This is a genomic window from Methylobacterium nigriterrae, assembly GCF_037106235.1.
Classification (GTDB): domain Bacteria; phylum Pseudomonadota; class Alphaproteobacteria; order Rhizobiales; family Beijerinckiaceae; genus Methylobacterium; species Methylobacterium nigriterrae.
Genome location: NZ_JBAWTG010000015.1, coordinates 1 through 17,655 on the forward strand (window position 1 = coordinate 1; position 17,655 = coordinate 17,655).

19 protein-coding genes are annotated in these 17,655 nt (G+C 71.3%); 9 read left to right on the forward strand and 10 right to left on the reverse strand.

The features are described 5' to 3' along the window. Nucleotides 1–178: 178 nt before the first annotated feature. Nucleotides 179–649, reverse strand: coding sequence for a Ros/MucR family transcriptional regulator (locus WDW90_RS10590; protein ID WP_336487348.1), 471 nt, complete (start codon nucleotides 647–649; stop codon nucleotides 179–181). Between the two features lie 314 nt (nucleotides 650–963). Here WDW90_RS10590 and WDW90_RS10595 point away from each other — a divergent pair, with 314 nt between their 5' ends. Next, nucleotides 964–1,239 carry a hypothetical protein gene (locus WDW90_RS10595; protein WP_336487349.1) on the forward strand — a complete coding sequence of 92 codons (276 nt, stop codon included), beginning with the start codon at nucleotides 964–966 and terminating at the stop codon, nucleotides 1,237–1,239. A gap of 30 nt (nucleotides 1,240–1,269) precedes the next feature. On the opposite strand, the gene WDW90_RS10600 is transcribed toward WDW90_RS10595, so the two are convergent. The 3 genes from WDW90_RS10600 to WDW90_RS10610 all read right to left on the reverse strand — a co-directional run bounded on the left by WDW90_RS10600 (nucleotide 1,270) and on the right by WDW90_RS10610 (nucleotide 3,121). Beyond that, the gene (locus WDW90_RS10600) at nucleotides 1,270–1,710 is read right to left on the reverse strand and encodes a Ros/MucR family transcriptional regulator (protein WP_336487350.1); all 441 of its coding nucleotides are present in this window, start codon (nucleotides 1,708–1,710) and stop codon (nucleotides 1,270–1,272) included. 397 nt (nucleotides 1,711–2,107) lie between these two features. Continuing rightward, nucleotides 2,108–2,239 (reverse strand): hypothetical protein, encoded by a 132-nt coding sequence (locus WDW90_RS10605; RefSeq protein WP_336487351.1) that lies wholly within the window; start codon nucleotides 2,237–2,239, stop codon nucleotides 2,108–2,110. A 285-nt stretch (nucleotides 2,240–2,524) separates the two neighbouring features. After that, complete coding sequence (locus WDW90_RS10610; protein ID WP_336487352.1) at nucleotides 2,525–3,121, reverse strand: DNA-3-methyladenine glycosylase; 597 nt, start codon at nucleotides 3,119–3,121, stop codon at nucleotides 2,525–2,527. 187 nt (nucleotides 3,122–3,308) lie between these two features. On the opposite strand from WDW90_RS10610, the gene WDW90_RS10615 reads away from it, so the two are divergent. Together WDW90_RS10615 and WDW90_RS10620 are read left to right on the forward strand one after the other, a co-directional pair. Beyond that, nucleotides 3,309–3,569, forward strand: coding sequence for a DUF6894 family protein (locus WDW90_RS10615; RefSeq protein ID WP_336487353.1), 261 nt, complete (start codon nucleotides 3,309–3,311; stop codon nucleotides 3,567–3,569). Nucleotides 3,570–3,682: 113 nt separating this feature from the next. Beyond that, entirely contained in the window at nucleotides 3,683–3,904 is a 222-nt protein-coding gene (locus WDW90_RS10620) for a hypothetical protein (protein WP_336487354.1), read from the forward strand. Between the two features lie 88 nt (nucleotides 3,905–3,992). Here the strand turns inward: WDW90_RS10620 and WDW90_RS10625 are convergent, their stop codons facing one another. The 3 genes from WDW90_RS10625 to WDW90_RS10635 all read right to left on the reverse strand — a co-directional run bounded on the left by WDW90_RS10625 (nucleotide 3,993) and on the right by WDW90_RS10635 (nucleotide 5,532). Then, complete coding sequence (locus tag WDW90_RS10625; RefSeq protein ID WP_336487355.1) at nucleotides 3,993–4,286, reverse strand: hypothetical protein; 294 nt, start codon at nucleotides 4,284–4,286, stop codon at nucleotides 3,993–3,995. Between the two features lie 119 nt (nucleotides 4,287–4,405). Then, entirely contained in the window at nucleotides 4,406–5,206 is an 801-nt protein-coding gene (locus WDW90_RS10630) for a hypothetical protein (protein WP_336487356.1), read from the reverse strand. A gap of 146 nt (nucleotides 5,207–5,352) precedes the next feature. Then, nucleotides 5,353–5,532 carry a hypothetical protein gene (locus WDW90_RS10635; protein ID WP_336487357.1) on the reverse strand — a complete coding sequence of 60 codons (180 nt, stop codon included), beginning with the start codon at nucleotides 5,530–5,532 and terminating at the stop codon, nucleotides 5,353–5,355. A gap of 347 nt (nucleotides 5,533–5,879) precedes the next feature. Here WDW90_RS10635 and WDW90_RS10640 point away from each other — a divergent pair, with 347 nt between their 5' ends. Further along, the gene (locus tag WDW90_RS10640) at nucleotides 5,880–6,461 is read left to right on the forward strand and encodes a phasin family protein (RefSeq protein ID WP_336487358.1); all 582 of its coding nucleotides are present in this window, start codon (nucleotides 5,880–5,882) and stop codon (nucleotides 6,459–6,461) included. Nucleotides 6,462–6,700: 239 nt separating this feature from the next. Further along, nucleotides 6,701–7,183, forward strand: a complete 483-nt coding sequence (locus WDW90_RS10645) for a hypothetical protein (protein ID WP_336487359.1) — start codon at nucleotides 6,701–6,703, stop codon at nucleotides 7,181–7,183. 31 nt (nucleotides 7,184–7,214) lie between these two features. Here the strand turns inward: WDW90_RS10645 and WDW90_RS10650 are convergent, their stop codons facing one another. Further along, nucleotides 7,215–8,894 (reverse strand): AMP-binding protein, encoded by a 1,680-nt coding sequence (locus WDW90_RS10650; RefSeq protein ID WP_336487360.1) that lies wholly within the window; start codon nucleotides 8,892–8,894, stop codon nucleotides 7,215–7,217. A gap of 193 nt (nucleotides 8,895–9,087) precedes the next feature. On the opposite strand from WDW90_RS10650, the gene WDW90_RS10655 reads away from it, so the two are divergent. Then, complete coding sequence (locus WDW90_RS10655; protein ID WP_336487361.1) at nucleotides 9,088–9,987, forward strand: HpcH/HpaI aldolase/citrate lyase family protein; 900 nt, start codon at nucleotides 9,088–9,090, stop codon at nucleotides 9,985–9,987. A gap of 4 nt (nucleotides 9,988–9,991) precedes the next feature. On the opposite strand, the gene WDW90_RS10660 is transcribed toward WDW90_RS10655, so the two are convergent. Continuing rightward, nucleotides 9,992–10,444, reverse strand: coding sequence for a protein tyrosine phosphatase family protein (locus tag WDW90_RS10660; RefSeq protein ID WP_336487362.1), 453 nt, complete (start codon nucleotides 10,442–10,444; stop codon nucleotides 9,992–9,994). A gap of 393 nt (nucleotides 10,445–10,837) precedes the next feature. On the opposite strand from WDW90_RS10660, the gene WDW90_RS10665 reads away from it, so the two are divergent. After that, a complete protein-coding gene (locus WDW90_RS10665) occupies nucleotides 10,838–11,716 on the forward strand; it encodes a DUF4344 domain-containing metallopeptidase (RefSeq protein WP_336487363.1) in 879 nt (292 codons plus the stop codon). A gap of 59 nt (nucleotides 11,717–11,775) precedes the next feature. Here WDW90_RS10665 and WDW90_RS10670 read toward each other — a convergent pair whose 3' ends face one another. After that, nucleotides 11,776–13,086, reverse strand: coding sequence for a TAXI family TRAP transporter solute-binding subunit (locus WDW90_RS10670; protein ID WP_336487364.1), 1,311 nt, complete (start codon nucleotides 13,084–13,086; stop codon nucleotides 11,776–11,778). A gap of 244 nt (nucleotides 13,087–13,330) precedes the next feature. Here WDW90_RS10670 and WDW90_RS10675 point away from each other — a divergent pair, with 244 nt between their 5' ends. Beyond that, nucleotides 13,331–14,494, forward strand: coding sequence for an efflux RND transporter periplasmic adaptor subunit (locus WDW90_RS10675; protein WP_336487365.1), 1,164 nt, complete (start codon nucleotides 13,331–13,333; stop codon nucleotides 14,492–14,494). 10 nt (nucleotides 14,495–14,504) lie between these two features. Continuing rightward, nucleotides 14,505–17,648, forward strand: a complete 3,144-nt coding sequence (locus tag WDW90_RS10680) for an efflux RND transporter permease subunit (protein WP_336487366.1) — start codon at nucleotides 14,505–14,507, stop codon at nucleotides 17,646–17,648. Nucleotides 17,649–17,655: the final 7 nt, after the last annotated feature.

Sequence of the window (17,655 nt, forward strand, 5' to 3'; positions counted from 1 at the left end):
GTCACAGGTTCAAATCCTGTCCCCGCAACCAGATTCCCGACATCGAAACGCCCATCCGGCCAGCCCGGATGGGCGTTTCGCGTTCGGGCAACCCTCACGGCCAAACCGGACGGGCCGCGCGCGTCGGAGACAACCACAGACGTGCGCAGGACCCGCCTCATTGGCCAGATGCCGCCGTTCACGCGGCCTTGCGGCGGCCCCTCGCCTTCGGTGGATCGGTGCGGGGCTGCAGGGCGCCGGGCCGGCCGAGCCCGATCGTCTTGGCCAGTGCCGAGCGCTGCGCGGCGTAGCTGGCGGCCACCATCGGATAATCGGAGGGCAGACCGTAGCGCGCGCGATAGCTGTAGGCGTCGAGGCCGTGGGACGAGAGATGGCGCTTCAGCGTCTTGTAAGGCTTGCCGTCGATGAAGCTGATCAGGTGATCCGACGTGATCGACTTGCGGACCTGCGCGGGCGTCGGCTTCTCGACAGATTCGGACGGGACGGGCGCCGGCCGCGTCAACCCGACCAGCGCCGTGTGCACGGAGTGGATCAGGGCCGGCAACTCGCCGGCCGCGACGTGATTGCGCGTGACGTAGGCCGCGACGATGTCGGCGGATTGCTCAATGATCTGGTCCTGCGAATAAGAGGGATTTTCTTCCTTTTCCATGACGATCTCCCGATTGAATCCTACGTACTTCGCCGCAAACCGGCGGATGGGCAAGCGTAGGGCGTTGCTTAATGCACAGGAAATAGCTTCTTCTTGAAAGTGAATGCAGGGGATACAAAAACTTTTACATAAACGATGCAGCGACGCTCACATTAACCGTTGCCGTTCCCCAGTCGTTCTGCGGAGCATTTTCGCCGGCAGGGCGATGGCGCCTCCGCCCCGTCTCCGCGTTAGGGCTTTCCTCACCGTGTCGGCGCAAGGATCGGAATCGGTGCGGCGAACCTGCTAGGATCGCGCCGGTCGGGGAGATGGGCATGCTGCTTCTGGTGTTCACGGCGATCGGCGGCGGCCTCGCGACAGCCGGCCTGATGTGGCCGCAAGGCGCCATGATCTCGGTCCTTTCCGCGCCCCTGGGCGGGAGCCTCTGCGCTCTGACGGCGGCTTGCCTGCTCGCCACCCGGCGCGGTCCGCACTGGCAGGACGAGCACGACCTCGACCGGCAGACCGACGAGATGGTCGCCGCCCTCAGGGGCGTTTCGGCCCGCGCCGGCGAAGGCGAGACCGCCGCAGCGGCCCGCAAGGCGGCGTGAGCGCGGCCGGCCCGCGGCTCGGCGGCCGCATCAGGCGACGCGTCGGCGCCCCTGCGGTCCGCTGGGCCGCCGTGCATCCACCGGTGCGCTGACCGGGCGTCCGAGGCCGATGGAGCGGGCGAGCTCGGAGCGCCGCGCCGCGTAATCGGCCGCCACCATCGGGTAATCATCCGGCAGGCCGTAGCGGCGCCTGTAGCTCTGCGGATAGAGTCCGTGCGCCGCCAGGTGGCGCTTGAGCGTCTTGTAGGACCGGCCGTCGATGAAGCTGATCAGGCCGTTCGGCGTGATCGACCGGCGGATCTGCGCGGGCGTGGCCTTCTCGAAAGTCTCGACCTTCACCGGCTCCGGCGTCGCGAGACCGAGGAGCGCGCCATGCACGTTCCTGATAACCGCCGGAAGCTCGGGCATGGCAACGGAGTTGTGCGAGACATAGGCCGAGACGATCTCGGCTGCCTGTTCGAGGCGAACCATTCCGGATGTTCGTACAAGTTCCGACATGGCAGTCATCCCGGATCGGGTTTAGCCGCGAAGTTTTGAATAAGATTGCGCCTGCCGCAACGACATCTGTTAAAGCCATGTCGTTCCGCAAAGCTGCGCGGCGCGCAGCTTGAATTGCGGCTTCGCTGACCGCGCCGTCGCCGAACAGGCCGCCCCTCAACCGACGAGCCGCCTGCCGATGCGCGTCGGCCCGATCCACAAGCACCCCTGAGCCGGGAGCGCCGCCCGCGCCTTCTCGGTCCGCGAGGCGGCTTCCGCCCGTCGCTGACGGGGAGGGCGGGTGGGAGCGCGGGCTCCAGGCGAAAGCGGCCCCGGCCGATCGATCGGGCCGGATACGGGACGAGGCCAGCCGGGCGGCCCGGATCGCGCCTCAGCGCTTGCCCATGCGCGCGGGAAACCAGGCGAAGGCCGGGGCCCGCGCCGCGCGCACCGGGGCCTCGCTCCACAGGCTCAGCCCGGCCTTCAGCCCCGCGGCCGCCAGCCCCGCGAGACTTCCGCCCACGGGCATCGCCGCCAGGGCGAGAAAGGGGCCCGTGCTGCCACAGCAGGATGGTCGTCAGGGGACCGCCGACAAGTGCCGCCAGCATGATCACGAACATCGGCGCCTCCCTGCCCGGTTCGCGACAGGGCGTAAGCATCGATTGCGTCCAAACCGGGTCGACGCCGACAACGCCGTCCCGGATCCGATCGCCCTTGGCCGTGCGAGCCCTGCCCGTGGCGGGAGGCCCGGGTCCGGGGCGATTCGGGTTCTGGGAGATCCGGGTCCTGGGAGATGTTGGCCCGGATCTCAGGGGAGCGCGCCGCCCGGGCGGATCGGGCGGCTGATGAAGCGGGAGCCCGCGAGGCCGAATCGCCAGGGCGTGTCGGCGCCCCGCGTGATCCCGATCCGTGTCCCGACCGCGAGCGTGACCGGCCGCTCCCGCGCCCGGAGCACGAAGGGTGCGCGGTCGAGGGGCAGGCCGTCCTGCGCGAGCGTGATGCCGAGGGCCTGGGCGAGCCGGCCGGGGCCGGAGCAGAGGAGGCGCGGATCGACAAGCCCCCGTCGCGCCCGCATCCGGTCAAGGCCCGCCCCCGGCTCGATCGCCCGCAGCAGCACGGCGCTGCCGGGCTCGCATACGAGGTTCAGGCACCAGTGCATCCCGTAGGAGCGATAGACATAGGCATGCCCCGGCGGCCCGAACATGCTGGCATTGCGCCGCGTCGGGCCGGCGAAGCTGTGCGAGGCCGGATCCTCCCGGTCGTAGGCCTCCGTCTCGACGATGATGCCGCCGACGCCGTCGACGAGCAGGCATGCGCCGATCAGTTCGGGCGCGACCGACGCGGCTGCGCGGGCGAAGAAGGCCCGGGCCAGCGGGGACGAAGTCAGGTTATCCTGCATGATCATGACATTGCACACCGATCAGGCACTGCCTTCGGTGCGTTCGGCACCGTATTTCTTCGTACCTAACCGTACGCCACTTAACCGTTGATTCACGTATGTTAGTTGCTTAATCAAATGAAACCCGAGCGAATCACCACAAGCCAGCGAATCAATCACTGCCTATCTCCCCCCGATAGGAGAAGTATAAATCATGGCGCGATACTTTTTTGATGTATTCGATCCTCGCATCACTCACTACGACTTGGACGGGGTCGAGTGTTCGGACAAGCGTTCCGTCACCGACGAGGCCCTGCGCGCGCTCTGCGAGATCGCCGCGGACGAGCCCCGGCGCTATCTCGATCAGAATCTCCTCGTCGTCGTGCGCGACGATGCCAACCGGGTCGTCCTGACGGCCAGCGTCGGCCTGACCACCGCGTGGCACGCGGATGGGGGACACGCGGCGGCGGCCTGAACCGGCGCCTCACCGTCAGGAGCCTCAGAAGCCGCGCGCCCGGGGCAGCGCCCGCCCTCGCGGAACACCCCGTCGCAACCGCCTGTTGGTTCATCACAACAGGGAGGTTCGCGATGCTGAGACTGGCTCAGGCAACCCTGCTGACGCTGCTGGCCCGCGCGGCGCTCGCGCAAGAGACCCGCCCGGCCCCGCCGGCCCCGAGCGATGCGCGGCCCGTGCCGAGTCCCGCGGCCACCAGCATGGACATGAACTGGCTCTGGCTGGTTCTCGTCGTCGTCGTGGTTGTGGCGGCTCTGTACTACTTCCAGCAGCGTCGCCGGTCGCCGCGCATCTGAGACGCCCCCGCGCCCGGCCGGTGCCGGGCGCCGCCGCGCGGGCGGCCCGGTTCCTGCGCCGACGGCGCGACAGGGCCCGGGAAACCGGTCAGTGTCCGAGCCCGGCGCGCGACTGCGCGAACAGGTCCGCGCCCGCCTCGGCGCCCGCGGCCTTGATCAGCGTCGCCTCCTCGCAGGTGCTCGCGAGCTTGAGCGCCAGGGGCTGGAGCCGCTCGCGCTCGGTGCAGTAGGCTGCGATCCGGGCGCGGCCGTATTCCGGCATCGTCGAGACGAGGCGCCCGAACTCGCCCTCGTTCGCCCGATAGAGGGCCGCGATCAGCTCGATCGGGATCGGATACTTGGCAAGGCTCGTGGCCATGGGACGGAGGGAAGTCGATGCCATGGAGCGCCTCATCTGCTTCGGACGAGGCAGGATCGGTCCGGCATGGTTAACGAAGCGTTAGGGCGGGCCGAAAAGCCGAGGCCCGCCACGCGCTTACGCCCCCGCTCCGGGCCGGGTCGTCAGGCTGCCCGTCGCGCCGCGGGTCGATCGGCACGCGGGACGAGGAGCCGCTCCGGCCGGCGCCGACGGGCGCGCTCGAACAGCGCGTAGGTGCGGTTCACGTAGTTGGTGACGCCGCTGATCTCATCGATGTAGCGCTGCACGGGGGGCGTGATCTCGGCCTCCACGAGCCGGGTTGCCCTGGCCGGGTCGGGTGTCTCGAAGCGCACGTAGAACCAGGGCTGGCCCCGGCGCAGCACCAGGTTCCTGGACGTGTCGTGCCACTCGAAGGCCCACATCAGCGGTCGGGGCCAGATGTGGACGGGGAAGCGCCCGCTGATCAGAACGCCGGGGGGCGGCTCGGGCTGGTGGTCGAGATAGGGCGGCACCTGATTGAGATAGACGACCTCGTCCGCGAGGAAGATGTAGGGCGTCACGATCTGCAGGATCGGCCGCTTCGGATGGCGCCATTCCGACGGGCTCACGACGCTGACCATCTGGTTGATGTGCCGGGTCCGCACGGTGCTGCGAGCCCCGTCCGCGTTCTCCAGCACCGGCGCCTTGCCCTCCTCGAGACGGATGCGCAGGTTCAGGTCGACGGGACAGCGGACCACGATGTGCCGGGCGTCGAAATCGACGGCGGCGGGGCAGCCCTGCACCGACTTCGCCGAGGCGGCCTTCGGCAGGTCCCGGCGGAACGGCTCCGGATCGTCCCAGATCATCGCCGCCTTGGCCTCGGTGATGGCCCAGCCGACCTCGGCGACACGGCCCGGCCGCCCAGCCCGCCAGGGGCAGCCTCGTCCCTTCAGGAAACCGAACATGCTCGTCTCCCACCTCCACCGCGGATGCGGCGGGGGAGACCTAGCGCGGCGGGTCCGGGCGGACTGTGACGCGGGTCACGCCCGCCGCTGGCGCCGCCGAGCGAGGGGCGGGCGCCGTCGAGCGAGGGGACGGCAGCCGCCGCGCCTCAGCCGCGCTGCCGGCGCGCCCGGCGCGCCAGCCGGATCAGCTCGTCGGCCGTCAGGCAGCGATTCGCGGGAAGAAGCTGGTCGAACAGGGTGCGGTCCTCGTTCGTCCGGACGCTGACCGCTCCCGCGATGTTGCGCCACGTCCGCTCGAACCGGGCTGAAATAACCTGCGCTGCCATGATCGTACCCACCCTCAGGCCATGGAACAAGACAGTATTCGGATCCCGAGCGTCGGCAGATCCTCATATGTTAAGGATCAGTAAAAATTCTAAAATTCGCAGGTACGATACCGTACATCTCGACCGATGGCGCGCAATTATCTGAGAAATTTGCGCATATTCCTCAGCAATTTGCACCTGGTCCGTGAGAAATGACAAAAAGCGTTACGATTTAATGCCGAAATAATACCCTCCTCGACCTTGGACTATCGCTTAACACGCGTTACGAAAACGTCGTTCACACAGGTTAATGGGATGATTTGCCCATTGATTTTTGTGGGCGGCAAACAAGCTGGTAGAGGTATTCGATGTCTTCTGTACAGAACGACACGCAATCCAAAGCTCAGAACAAGGTTGCCGGGCAGGGCGGCCGGATTGCGCAAGCCGCCGAGGACGATCTCAACAAGGCGGCCGATCTCGGAATGAAAGGGCTCGATCAGATCGCCGAATTGCGCGAGCAGGTGACGGAGAACGCCAAGCAGATCGTGACGACGAGCGTCGAGGTGGCCTCGACGCGGGCGCGCCGGGCCTCGGACGAGATCGCCAGGACCTTCGGCTTCTCGGGCGAGGACGGGGAACGCCTGGCCCGTCAGTCGAAGCAGAACATGGAGGCGGTCGCGCGCTGCGGCACGGTCCTGACCCAGGCCCTCCAAGACGCGTCGCGTGGCTGGGTCGAGATCGGCCAGAAGCAGTGGCGGCGCAACCTCGACGGGCTGAACCGGCTCGCCCGGGTGCGGTCGCTGCAGGATCTCGCCGCGGTGCAGAGCGACCTGGTGCGCGAGGGGCTGCAATCCATGGTCCAGGACAGCCGCCGCATCGCCGAGGGGTCGCTGCGCGCGGTCGACGAGGCCGCCAAGACCATCGCCGCCGTCCCCGATGGCCGGGCCTGACCCGACGAAGCGCGGTCCCTAGTCTCGGGAGGAGACGACACGGAACGGCCCGCGACGATCCGGCCCGGCGACGCCATCGCCGCGCCGTGATGCGGCCGTCACGATCACCTGTCAGGCCCGCCGCGCGGCGGGCCTGCCTCATCGGAAAGCGAGGCCGAACGCGATGCGAGCACGCCGGATCCGTGCTCGCCGCAGGGGGACCTGTCGCCTGCAACGCCGCAGGAGAACGTCAGGGGACAATGATGTATTCAGACGACGCCCATTACGATTTCGACGCTCCCGAAGCGGACTGGAACTACGAACCGTCGCCTGCCGAAGTCTTCCATCAGATCAAGGGCGCCCTCTACACCACCGACGCCGAGGGCTGGCTGACCTATTACAACGAAGCCGCGGCCCGGCTCTGGGGCCGCCGGCCGGTGCTCGGGCGGGAGCGCTGGTGCGGCTCCTGGCGGATCTACCGGACCGACGGAACGGCGCTGCCGCACGATCGCTGCCCGATGGCCGTCGCCCTCCTGGAGGGCCGGCCGGTGCGGGGCGTCTCGGCCGTGCTGGAACGGCCGGACGGCGCGCGGGTGCCGTTCCTGCCCTTCCCGACGCCGCTGCACGACCGCGCGGGGCGGCTCCTCGGCGGCTCGAACATCCTCGTCGAGATCGCCCGGCCGCCGGCCCGGCCCTTCCCGCTGCCGCGCCGCGCCGCGCCGGCCTGGCCCTTCGAGCGGTAGCGGCGGCGGACGGGCGCCGCCCGCGGCCCGTTCAGGCGCCGTCCGCCAGCCGGCGGATCATGGCCTCGCGCATCAGGTACTTCTGGACCTTGCCGGTCACCGTCATGGGGAAGGAATCCACGAAGGCGACGTGGCGGGGGATCTTCTGGTGGGCGATCTCATCCCGGCAGAAGGCGCGCAGGGCCTCGGCCGTCAGCTCGGCGCCGGGGCGCAGCCGGATCCAGGCGCAGACCTCCTCGCCGTAGCGGGGATCGGGCACGCCGAAGACCTGGACCTCCTGGACCGCGGGATGGGTGTAGAGGAATTCCTCGACCTCGCGCGGGTAGATGTTCTCGCCGCCGCGGATGACCATGTCCTTGATGCGCCCGACGATCCGGCAGAAGCCCTCCGGGTCGAGGGCGGCGAGGTCGCCCGTGTGCATCCAGCCCGCCGCGTCGACCACCTCGGCGGTGCGCTCCGGCGCCCCCCAGTATCCCAGCATCACGCTGTAGCCGCGGGTGCAGAGCTCGCCCGTCTCGCCCCGGGGCACGACGCGGCCCTGCGCATCCACGATCCTGACCTCGAGATGCGGGTGGACGCGGCCCACCGTCGAGACCCGGCGCTCCAGGGAATCGTCCACCGCGCTCTGGAAGCTGACGGGACTCGTCTCGGTCATGCCGTAGCAGATCGTCATCTCGGTCAGGTGCATCCGCTCGATCGCCCGCCGCATCAGCGCGACGGGGCAGGGCGCGCCCGCCATGATGCCGGTGCGCAGGCTCGACAGGTCGAACCGGTCGAACTCCGGATGGTCGAGCTCGGCCAGGAACATGGTCGGCACCCCGTAGAGCGCGGTGCAGCGCTCGGCCGCGACCGTCCGCAGGGTCGCGAGCGGATCGAAGCCCTCTCCCGGATAGACCATGGCGGCGCCCGACGTCAGGGCCGCGAGGTTGCCCATCACGAGGCCGAAGCAATGGTAGAGCGGCACCGGGATGCAGATCCGGTCCTCCGGCCCGAGCCGCATCGCGCGGCCGACGAAATAGCCGTTGTTGAGGATGTTGTGGTGCGACAGGGTCACGCCCTTCGGGGTGCCGGTGGTGCCGCTGGTGAACTGGATGTTGACGGGCTCGTCGCTCTGGAGCGTCTGCGCGAGTTCCATGACCCGGCTCCGCTCGGCCGCACCCGCCCGGGCCTCCAGGGCCGCGAAGGGGAGGAGCCCGGGAGCGGCCCCGCCGCCGATCTGGACCACGAGGCGCAGATGCGGCAGCCGCGCCGCCCGCAGGGCCCCGGGCTCGGCGGAGGCGAGTTCGGGCGCGAGGGTGCCCAGCATCTCGAGGTAATGCGTGGTCTTGAAGCGCTCCGACGTCACGAGGCCTGCGCAGCCGACCGCGTTCAGAGCGAAGTCGAGCTCGGTCAGCCGGTAGGCCGGGTTGATCGTGACGAGGATCAGGCCGGCCTTGGCGGCGGCGAACTGCGTCAGCGCCCACTCGGCCCTGTTGAGGGACCAGATGCCGAGCCGGTCGCCGGGGTTCAGCCCGAGGGCGAGGAAGCCCGCCGCCAGCGCCTCGGCGCGCGCGTCGAGCGCCTTCCAGGTGAAGCGGGCCTCGCCCGCGATCAGGGCCGGCCGGTCGGGCCAGCGGCCGGCGGCCTCCGACAGCATCTGCCCGATCGTGCGGCCGAGCAGCGGCGTCGCGCAGGCGCCGTGCACGTAGCTGGGTGCGGCCGGCAGCGTCATTGCGTCATGGCGTCCTCCCGCCTGCGCGCCAGTCTAGCGCGAGATCAGGCCGGGCCGCAGGGAAATTCGGGAGCAGCGACCGGACGCCGATCGGATGTATAAGCCCCGGACGATCCCAGCCCGGAGAAGACCGATGCGGACCAGCGGGTATTCCGGCGCGGAGAGCGGCCCCGCCGCGGATCGGGCCTGACCCGTGCGCGCGCTGCTCTTCGTCCCCGGCGACGCGCCGGCCAAGCTCGATCAGGCGCTGGGGGCCGGTGCCGACGCCCTGATCGTCGACCTCGAGGATTCGGTCGCGCCGGACGGCAAGGCGGCGGCCCGGCGACACGCCGCCGCCTTCCTGGCGCGCGCCCGGGACGCGACCGGGCGTCCGCAGCTCTACCTGCGCGTCAACGCCCTCGAGACGGGGCTGACCGACGCGGACCTCGCCGCCGTGATGCCGGCCGCACCCGACGGCATCGTCCTGCCGAAGGCCGCGGGCGCCCGGGACGTCGCCGCGCTCGGCGCGCGGCTTTGCGTGCACGAGGCCGGGATCGGCCTTCCCGACGGCGCGACCCGGATCCTGCCGATCGCGACCGAGACGGCGCGGGCCGTGCTCGCCCTGTCGAGCCTCTCCCGGGGAGGCTATGCCGGGGGGCATGCGCGCCTGTCCGGCCTCACCTGGGGCGCGGAGGACCTCTCGGCCGATCTCGGCGCCGAGGCGAACCGCGACGAGACCGGCGCCTGGACCGGCACCGCGCGCCTCGCCCGCGCCCTCACCCTGCTGGCGGCCGCCGCCGCGGAGGTCGACGCGATCGACACGGTCCACACCGCCTATCGCGACCTCGACGGGCTCGAACGCGCCTGCCGCGAGGCGCGGCGCGACGGATTCGCCGGCAAGCTCGCGATCCATCCGGGCCAGGTGCCGGTGATCAACGCGGCCTTCGCGCCCTCCGAGGCCGCCCTGGCGGAGGCCCGGGCCGTGGTCGCGGCCTTCGCGGCCGCGCCGGGCGCGGGCGTCGTCGGCCTCGGCGGCGCGATGCTCGACCGGCCGCATCTGCGCCGGGCGGAGCGCCTCATCGCCCGCGCGGCGGGGCCCGCCGAGCGGTCCTGACCCGTCAGGCCGGAGCGCCGCCGCCGGATTCCGGCGCGTGGGCGTTGAGCCAGCCGACGGCACCCGTCAGGTCGAAGCCGCGGGCCGCCCCGTAGGCGAGGACATCCTCCCGGCGCATGCGCCCGGCGAGCACCTCGCCGAGCACCCAGAGGGTGAGCGAGCGGGTGCCGCTGCGGCAATGGGCGACGACGGGGCCGGGCGCCCGCTCCAGCGCCTCGCGGAATCCGTCGATGTCGGCGCGGGTGATCGTCGCCCCCGTGACGGGCAGGTGCAGGTAGGCGAGGCCGCCCCGTCCGGCCGCCGCCGCCTCGGCCGCGGAGCCCGGCTGGGCCGGCTCCTCGCCGTCCGGCCGGTTGTTGATCAGGAGGGCGATGCCCTTCGCCCCGAATCCCGCGATCTCGTCCGGCGTCGGCTGGCCGCCCACGAGGAGCTTGGCATCGATCTCCGTCAGCACCATCGCGGCCCATCCCGTTCCAGATCCGGTCCCAGCGCAGGTTTAAGACCTCGTCGGCAGGTCGGCAATCGTACCGGCCGACAGTCTCCGCCGCAGCTGTGTCTGTCATCGTACGGCACTTCAACTCAATGCTTAGACTTCGATCGATGGTTCCCAAGGGATAGGTTGCCTTGTCCCAAGTTTAGTGCCAGCTTCCGCAACAGTAATGGCCACCGCGAATGCGAGCCTCGCCGGCTCCCCGGCGCCCGCTCTCGCGGCCTGAACCTGCCCCGTGCGAAGGGCGTCTGGGATCCCCGCCTGGGCTGAGCCCGGTCTTGCCCGGACCGGCTCCGTCCGAAACGACCCGGCTCGGCTGCGCCGAGCCGCCTGGCGCCGGGCAGCCGAGATGAGCCGGACATGAGGCCCCCTGTCTCCCCACGCCGCCCCGCCGGTCAGCGGGTGCGCGCCGGCATCGCCGCCCTCGCGGTCGCGGCCTGCGCATCCGCCGCCCGTGCGCAGGGCGAGGGCGAGCCGGACGGCGAGGCCCGGATCCGGGTCGTCTATGAGCCCCCCAGGAAGGCGGCCCACGCGGCGGCCCAGGCCGCCCTGCGGCGCGAGCGCGTCCTCGAGCGGGTCGGCGCCCTGGTCGGGTTGTTCCGGCTGCCGACGCGGCTGACCTACCGCCTCAAGGATTGCGCGGGCGAGCTGAACGCCTGGTACGCTCCCGAGACCCGCACCGTGACGGTCTGCTACGAGCTGATCGACAGCATCGCGCGCGCGCCCCAGACCGGGATCCTGAGCGGCGTGACGCGCCGCGACGCGCTCGCCGGGCCCGTCGCGCAGATCCTGCTGCACGAGAGCAGCCACGCCATCTTCGACCTTCTCGACGTTCCGATCCTCGGGCGCGAGGAGGACGCCGCCGACCAGATGGCCGCCTTCGTGCTGCTGCAGCTCGGCGGCAGCGAGGCCCGCCGCGTCGTCAACGGCAGCGCCTTCTTCTTCGCGACCCTTGCCAAGGACGAGCCGGTGGACAAGGGCGCCTTCTCGGACACGCACGGCCTGTCCTGGCAGCGCTTCTACAATCTCGCCTGCCTGGCCTACGGCTCCGACGCGCGCGCGTTCCGCTACATCCTCGATCGCGGCTACCTGCCGAAGGACCGGGCCGAGGGCTGCGGCGAGGAGTACGAGCAGGTCGCCTTCGCCTTCCGGAAGCTGATCGGTCCGCATCTGCGCGTGCGCCTCGAAGCCCGCGAGCGCCTGCAGCGCGTGTTCTGGCGGTCCTGGAGCCGCGGCTAGAGCTGGGCCGCCGAAGCGGCCACCGGTCCGGCGCGGGACCCGCGCGACACCGCGACGGATCAGAGCACGGTGCCGGTGGGGGCTCGCGCCGCGCGGGCCTGGGCCGTCCGCCGCCCGGCGATCGCCCGCCGGGCATGCGCGCCGGCCGCCGCGACCACGGCCCACTGGTCGGAGCGGACGCGCCCCTCGGCGTGAAGGGCCAGCGCGGCGGCGGTGAGCGCGTGCAATTCGCGGTCGAGCGCATCGAGTTCGGTCGCCCCGGCCGTCTCGGCCGCCTCGGCGATCGCGATGAGCCGCCGGAGCAGCTTCCGGTCGCGGGCCGAGCGCCGGCGCTGCCACCGCTCGGCCAGGATCGCGAGGGCCGAGCCCGCGACGCTGAGGACGATGCCGCCCACGTAGAGGTAGTTCTCGGAGGCGTCGAAGAAGCTCTGGTCGCCGCTGCCGAGATAGGCGATCACGCCGGGGTGGATCGGCAGGACCGGGTTCTTGTCGTCGGTATCGGGCGCCTCGATCTGGCTGGCGAGCGGGGTCGCGGCGAGCAGCATCGGCTTCATGGTGAAGACCGAGCGGGCGATCGCCGCCGCCAGGAGATCGGGCATGGAGCGGGAGGCCACCAGGCGGTAGGTCACCGCCACGCTCGTCACGCTGTCGTCGGGCACCTCGGGCCGGCCCCGGAACGCGCCCGCCGGGACTTCGATCGACTCGAAGCCCGGGAAGCGCTTGCCGATCGCCTCCGCCTCGTCGATGGCGAGCAGCGTCGGGGCGCCCCGCTCGGCCTTCGCCAGCGCCGCGACCGCGTCGAGCGCCGTGCCCGGCCCGATCGGCCCGACCGCCAGGACCGCGGCCGCCCGCTTCTCGTGCACGGCCCGCCCGATCTCGGCGACGGGCAGGACGATCCGCCCGACGCTCGTCGCCGGCACGTCGACATAGCCCAGCAGCGTGTCGAGGATGCGGGCGTTGTCCGCCTGCGCCGGTCCCTCGGGAATCGCGACCGTGCGGCCCGCGAGGCGCCCGAGCCCGTCGACGGGGCTGTGGGGCGGCAGCAGCAGGGCGACCACGTCCCGCCGCAGGATCGCGATGGTCTGCGCGTTGCGCGGCGGCGCGAGGTCGCTGCGGATCACGGCGAGATCGACCCGGCCCTCCTCGAGCGCCCGCGCGCTCGCGGCCAGGCTGTCCTCCTCGACCGGGCTGAGGCGGACGCGCGGATGCACCTTGGCGTTCGCCGCGACGAGGGCCGCGACGAGGCGCTGCATCGCGCTGCCGGGCGGGCCGGCGGTGATCCGCAGATCCGCGTGCACGATCCCGAAATACAGGATCGCCGCGACGAGTCCGATCAGGGCGAGAAGCCCCGCGAGCACACGGACGACCAAGGCATCGCCCTCCCGGTGAGAGCCCGCCGGCACGGTGCGGCCGAAGGCCGGCCGTGTCCGACCGGGTACACATGATGACAAGCTGCCGGCGAGCGCAAATGATGAAACAGCAACACAATTCTTAGCTTATAAAATACAGTTCTGCCGTTTTTTGTACGGTATATTGCCGTAGACTGGCCAAGACAGAAAGCTTATCCTGCCGGCACTTGCATGACGGTAATCCTCTGGGTCCTGGAGGGGTTGCGTGCAACGGCTTGCGCACGGCACAGCGGCAGCATGGTTGGGTCCGGCCGTGCTGGCAGCCTCGCTGGCAGCCTGCGAGCGGCAGCCGGCCTTCGTGGCGCCGCCGGACCCGAAGGTGACGGCCGCGAGCCCGCTGGTGCAGCCCGTGCAGGACGAGGCCCTGTTCACCGGCCAGACCGCCGCGATCCTCAGCGCCGACCTCGTGGCCCGCGTCGCCGGCTTCCTGCGCGAGGCGGACGTCGCCGACGGGGCCGACGTGCAGAAGGGTCAGGTGCTCTTCCAGATCGAGCGCGAGCCCTATCAGGCGCAGCTGGATCTCGCCCAGGCCAATCTCGACCAGCAGCAGGCGGTGGCCAAGAGCGCCGAGAACGAGTTCGCGCGCCAGGAGACCCTGCGCAAGCAGCTCATCGCCACCCAGACCACCTACGACAGCGCGCTGGCCAGCCGGGACTCGGCGCGCGGCGCGGTCGCGGCGGCGCAGGCGAACCTGAAGACGGCCGAGATCAACCTCGGCTACACGCGCGTCGAGGCGCCCTTCTCGGGCCGGATGGGCCGGCGCCTCGTCGATCCCGGCAACCTCGTCGGCGCGGGCGGGCCGACGAAGCTCGCCAACCTCCAGCAGATCGACCGGCTCTACGCGACCTTCACGATCAACGAGCGCGACCTCCCGCGCCTGCAGCAGGCCATGCAGGCGCGGGGCCTGACGCGCGACGGGCTGCGCGGCGTGCCGGTCTTCGCCGGCCTCGCCAACGAGCCGGACACGCCCCACGAGGGGCATCTCGACTTCGTCGATGCCGGCCTCGATCCGGCGACGGGCACGCTGCAGGCGCGGGCCGTGTTCGACAACGCCAAGCGCCAGCTCGTGCCGGGCCTGTTCGTGCGCCTGCGCATCCCCCTCGGACCGCCCGAGCCCGCCTCCCTGGTGCCGAGCGCCGCGATCAGCGTCGATCAGGTCGGCCCCTACCTGCTCACCGTCGACGCGGGCGGGACGGTGGCCCTGCGGCGCGTCGCGCTCGGCCCCCAGCGCAACGGCCTCCAGGTGGTCGCCTCGGGCCTCGTTCCGGGCGACCGCGTCGTCATCGACGGCCTCCAGAACGCCGTGCCCGGGCGGCGCGTGACGGTGCTCACGGGCACCGTCGCGGCCACGCTCGCGCAGTCGAACTGAGGAGGCGCCGGTGCTCGCCCGGTACTTCATCGAGCGCCCGGTCCTCGCCAACGTCATCGCGGTGCTGGCCATCGTGGTCGGGGCGGTGGCGCTCCTCGCCCTGCCGGTGGCGCAGTACCCGCCGATCACCCCGCCGACCGTCCAGGTCACGGCGCGCTACCCCGGCGCCAACGCCCAGACCGTGATCGACACCGTCGCCCTGCCGATCGAGCAGCAGGTGAACGGCGTCGAGAACATGCTCTACATGCAATCGACCGCCTCGAACGACGGCACCTACGCGCTGGTCGTCACCTTCGCGGTCGGCACCGACCTCGACCAGGCGCAGATCCAGGTCCAGAACCGCCTCTCGGCCGTGATGGCGATCCTGCCCCAGGCGGTGCAGGCGCAGGGGGTGGTCACCAAGAAGAAGAGCACCGCGATCCTGCAGATCGTGACGCTGACCTCGCCCGACCGCTCGCGCGACGGGCTGTTCCTCAGCAACCTCGCGGCGATCAGCCTGAAGGATTCGCTCACCCGCATCCCGGGGGTCGCCGACGCCTCGGTGTTCGGCATCGGCCAGTACAGCATGCGGGTCTGGCTCGACGCCGACCGGATGAAGGCGCGCGGCCTGATGCCGGGGGACGTCGTGGCGGCGATCCAGCAGCAGAGCCAGGAGGTGGCGGCCGGCCAGATCGGCGCGCCGCCGGCCCCGGGCAGGCAGGCCTTCCAGTTCACGCTCGACCTGCGCGCCCGCTTCGCCGAGGCGCGGCAATTCGAGGAGATCGCCGTCAAGACGGGCGCGGCCGGGAGCATCACCCGCATCCGCGACGTCGGCCGGGTCGAGCTCGGGGCGCAGACCTACAGCCAGTTCCTCGCCCTCGACGGCGAGCCGGCCGCGGGCATCGCGATCTTCCAGCTCCCCGGCGCCAACGCCCTGCAGGTGGCCGCCTCCGTCAAGGCCGAGATGGTCCGGCTCTCGGCGGGCTTCCCCTCGGGCGTCGCCTACGCGATCCCGTTTGACACCACGCGCTTCGTCGAGGCCTCGATCCGCGAGGTCTACCTGACCCTGTTCGAGGCCGCGCTCCTCGTCCTCGTCGTCATCGTGGTGTTCCTGCAGGACTGGCGGGCGACGCTCGTGCCCGCCACCACCGTGCCGGTGACGATCATCGGCGCCTTCGCGGCGATGGCGGCGCTCGGCTTCAGCATCAACCTGCTGACGCTGTTCGCGCTGGTGCTCGCCATCGGCATCGTCGTCGACGACGCGATCGTGGTGGTGGAGGGCGCCGCCCACCACGTCGAGGCGGGCCTCGGACCGAAGGCGGCCGCGATCGCCGCGATGGGCGAGTTGCTGCAGCCAATCCTCGCCATCACGCTGGTGCTGCTCTGCGTGTTCCTGCCGGCCTCGATCCTGCCGGGCATCGTCGGCGAGCTCTACCGGCAGTTCGCCCTGGTCATCGCCGCGACCGCCCTGATCAGCGCGGTGAACGCCGTCACTCTGAAGCCGACCCAGTGCGCCCAGTGGCTGCGCCCCCGCGCGGGACCGCCGGGGGCGCTGGCGCGGGGCTTCAACGCGGCCTACGGGCGGCTGGAGGCGGCCTATGCGGGCCTCGTCGCGCGCCTCGTGCGGCGGCCGCTCCTCTTCTCCGCGGTCGCCCTCGCGCTCGTCGGCCTCGCGATCTGGTCGCTGGTGCGGCTGCCCACCGCCTTCATCCCCACCGAGGACCAGGGCTACCTGATGGTAGCGACGCAGCTGCCCGACGGAGCCTCCCTCGAGCGGACCGCCCGGACGATGGACCAGGTCACGGCCGCCGCCCGCGCGACGCCCGGCGTCGCGCACGTGGTGGCGATTGGGGGCGCCTCGCTCTTCGACAACAACGCCTCGCTGGCCAATGCCGGCACCGCCTACGTGATCCTGAAGGACTGGGGCCTGCGCGGGGCCGGCGAGGACCTGCCGGCGGTCTACCGGGGGCTGCAGGCGCGCCTCGACGACATCCCGGAGGCGCGCTCCACCGTGGTGCCGCCGCCACCCATCCAGGGGCTCGGCCTCGCGGGCGGCTTCCAGATGCAGCTGCAGCTCACCGACGGCACCTTCGACTACCGCAAGCTCCAGCAGGCGGCCGACGGTCTCGTCGCGGCGGCGGGCGCCCAGCCGGCGCTGACCCGGCTGATGACCCCCTTCCGGGCCGGCGCCCCGCAGCTGCGCGTCACCTTCGACCGGCGCAAGGCCGAGACGCTCGGCGTCAATCTCGGGGACGCTTTCCAGACCGTCCAGACCTATCTCGGCTCGACCTATGTCAGCCAGTTCGCGCGCTTCGGCCACGTCTTCCCGGTCTTCGTGCAGGCCGACGCCCCCTTCCGGCTGAGCGCCGAGACCCTCGGGGCGCTCAACGTCCGCAACGCGGCCGGCGGCCTCGTCCCGATCGACACGCTCGCGCGCGTCGCGCCCGCGCTCGGGCCCTCGCTCGTGCCCCTGTTCAACCTGAACCCCTCGGCGACGATCAACGGCGCGGCCGCCCCCGGCACCTCCTCCGGCCAGGCGCTGGCGCTGATGGAGGAGATCGCCCGCGCGACGCTCCCGCCCGGCATGCGGGCCGACTGGGTCGGCATCGCCTACCAGGAGGCCGCCCTCGGCAACCAGGCCTACGGGGTGTTCGCGCTGGCGCTGCTCCTCGTGCTCCTGGTGCTCGCCGGCCAGTACGAGAGCTGGACGGCGCCGCTCGCCGTGGTGCTGGCCGTGCCGCTCGCCCTGCTCGGCACCGTGGCGGCCCTGACGCTCGCGGGGGCCGCCAACAACATCTACACGCAGATCGGCCTCGTCCTGCTGATCGCGCTCGCCAGCAAGAACGCGATCCTGATCGTCGAGTTCGCCCGCGAGCTGCGCCTGCGCGACGGCCTGCCCGTGGTGGAGGCGGCCGTGCGGGCGGCGCGCCTGCGCCTCAGGCCGATCGTGATGACCTCGCTCGCCTTCATCCTGGGCGTGCTGCCCCTCGTCTTCGCCACGGGCGCGGGCGCGGCGGCGCGGCGCTCGATCGGCATCACGGTGTTCAGCGGCATGCTGGCCTCGACCTGCGTGGCCGTCCTGTTCGTGCCGCCCCTCTTCGTGGTGCTGCAGCGATGGTCCGAGCGACGCCGCCCCGTGCCTTCGCGCGGCGATCCGGCTCCGGCAGCCGGTTAAGAGGCGC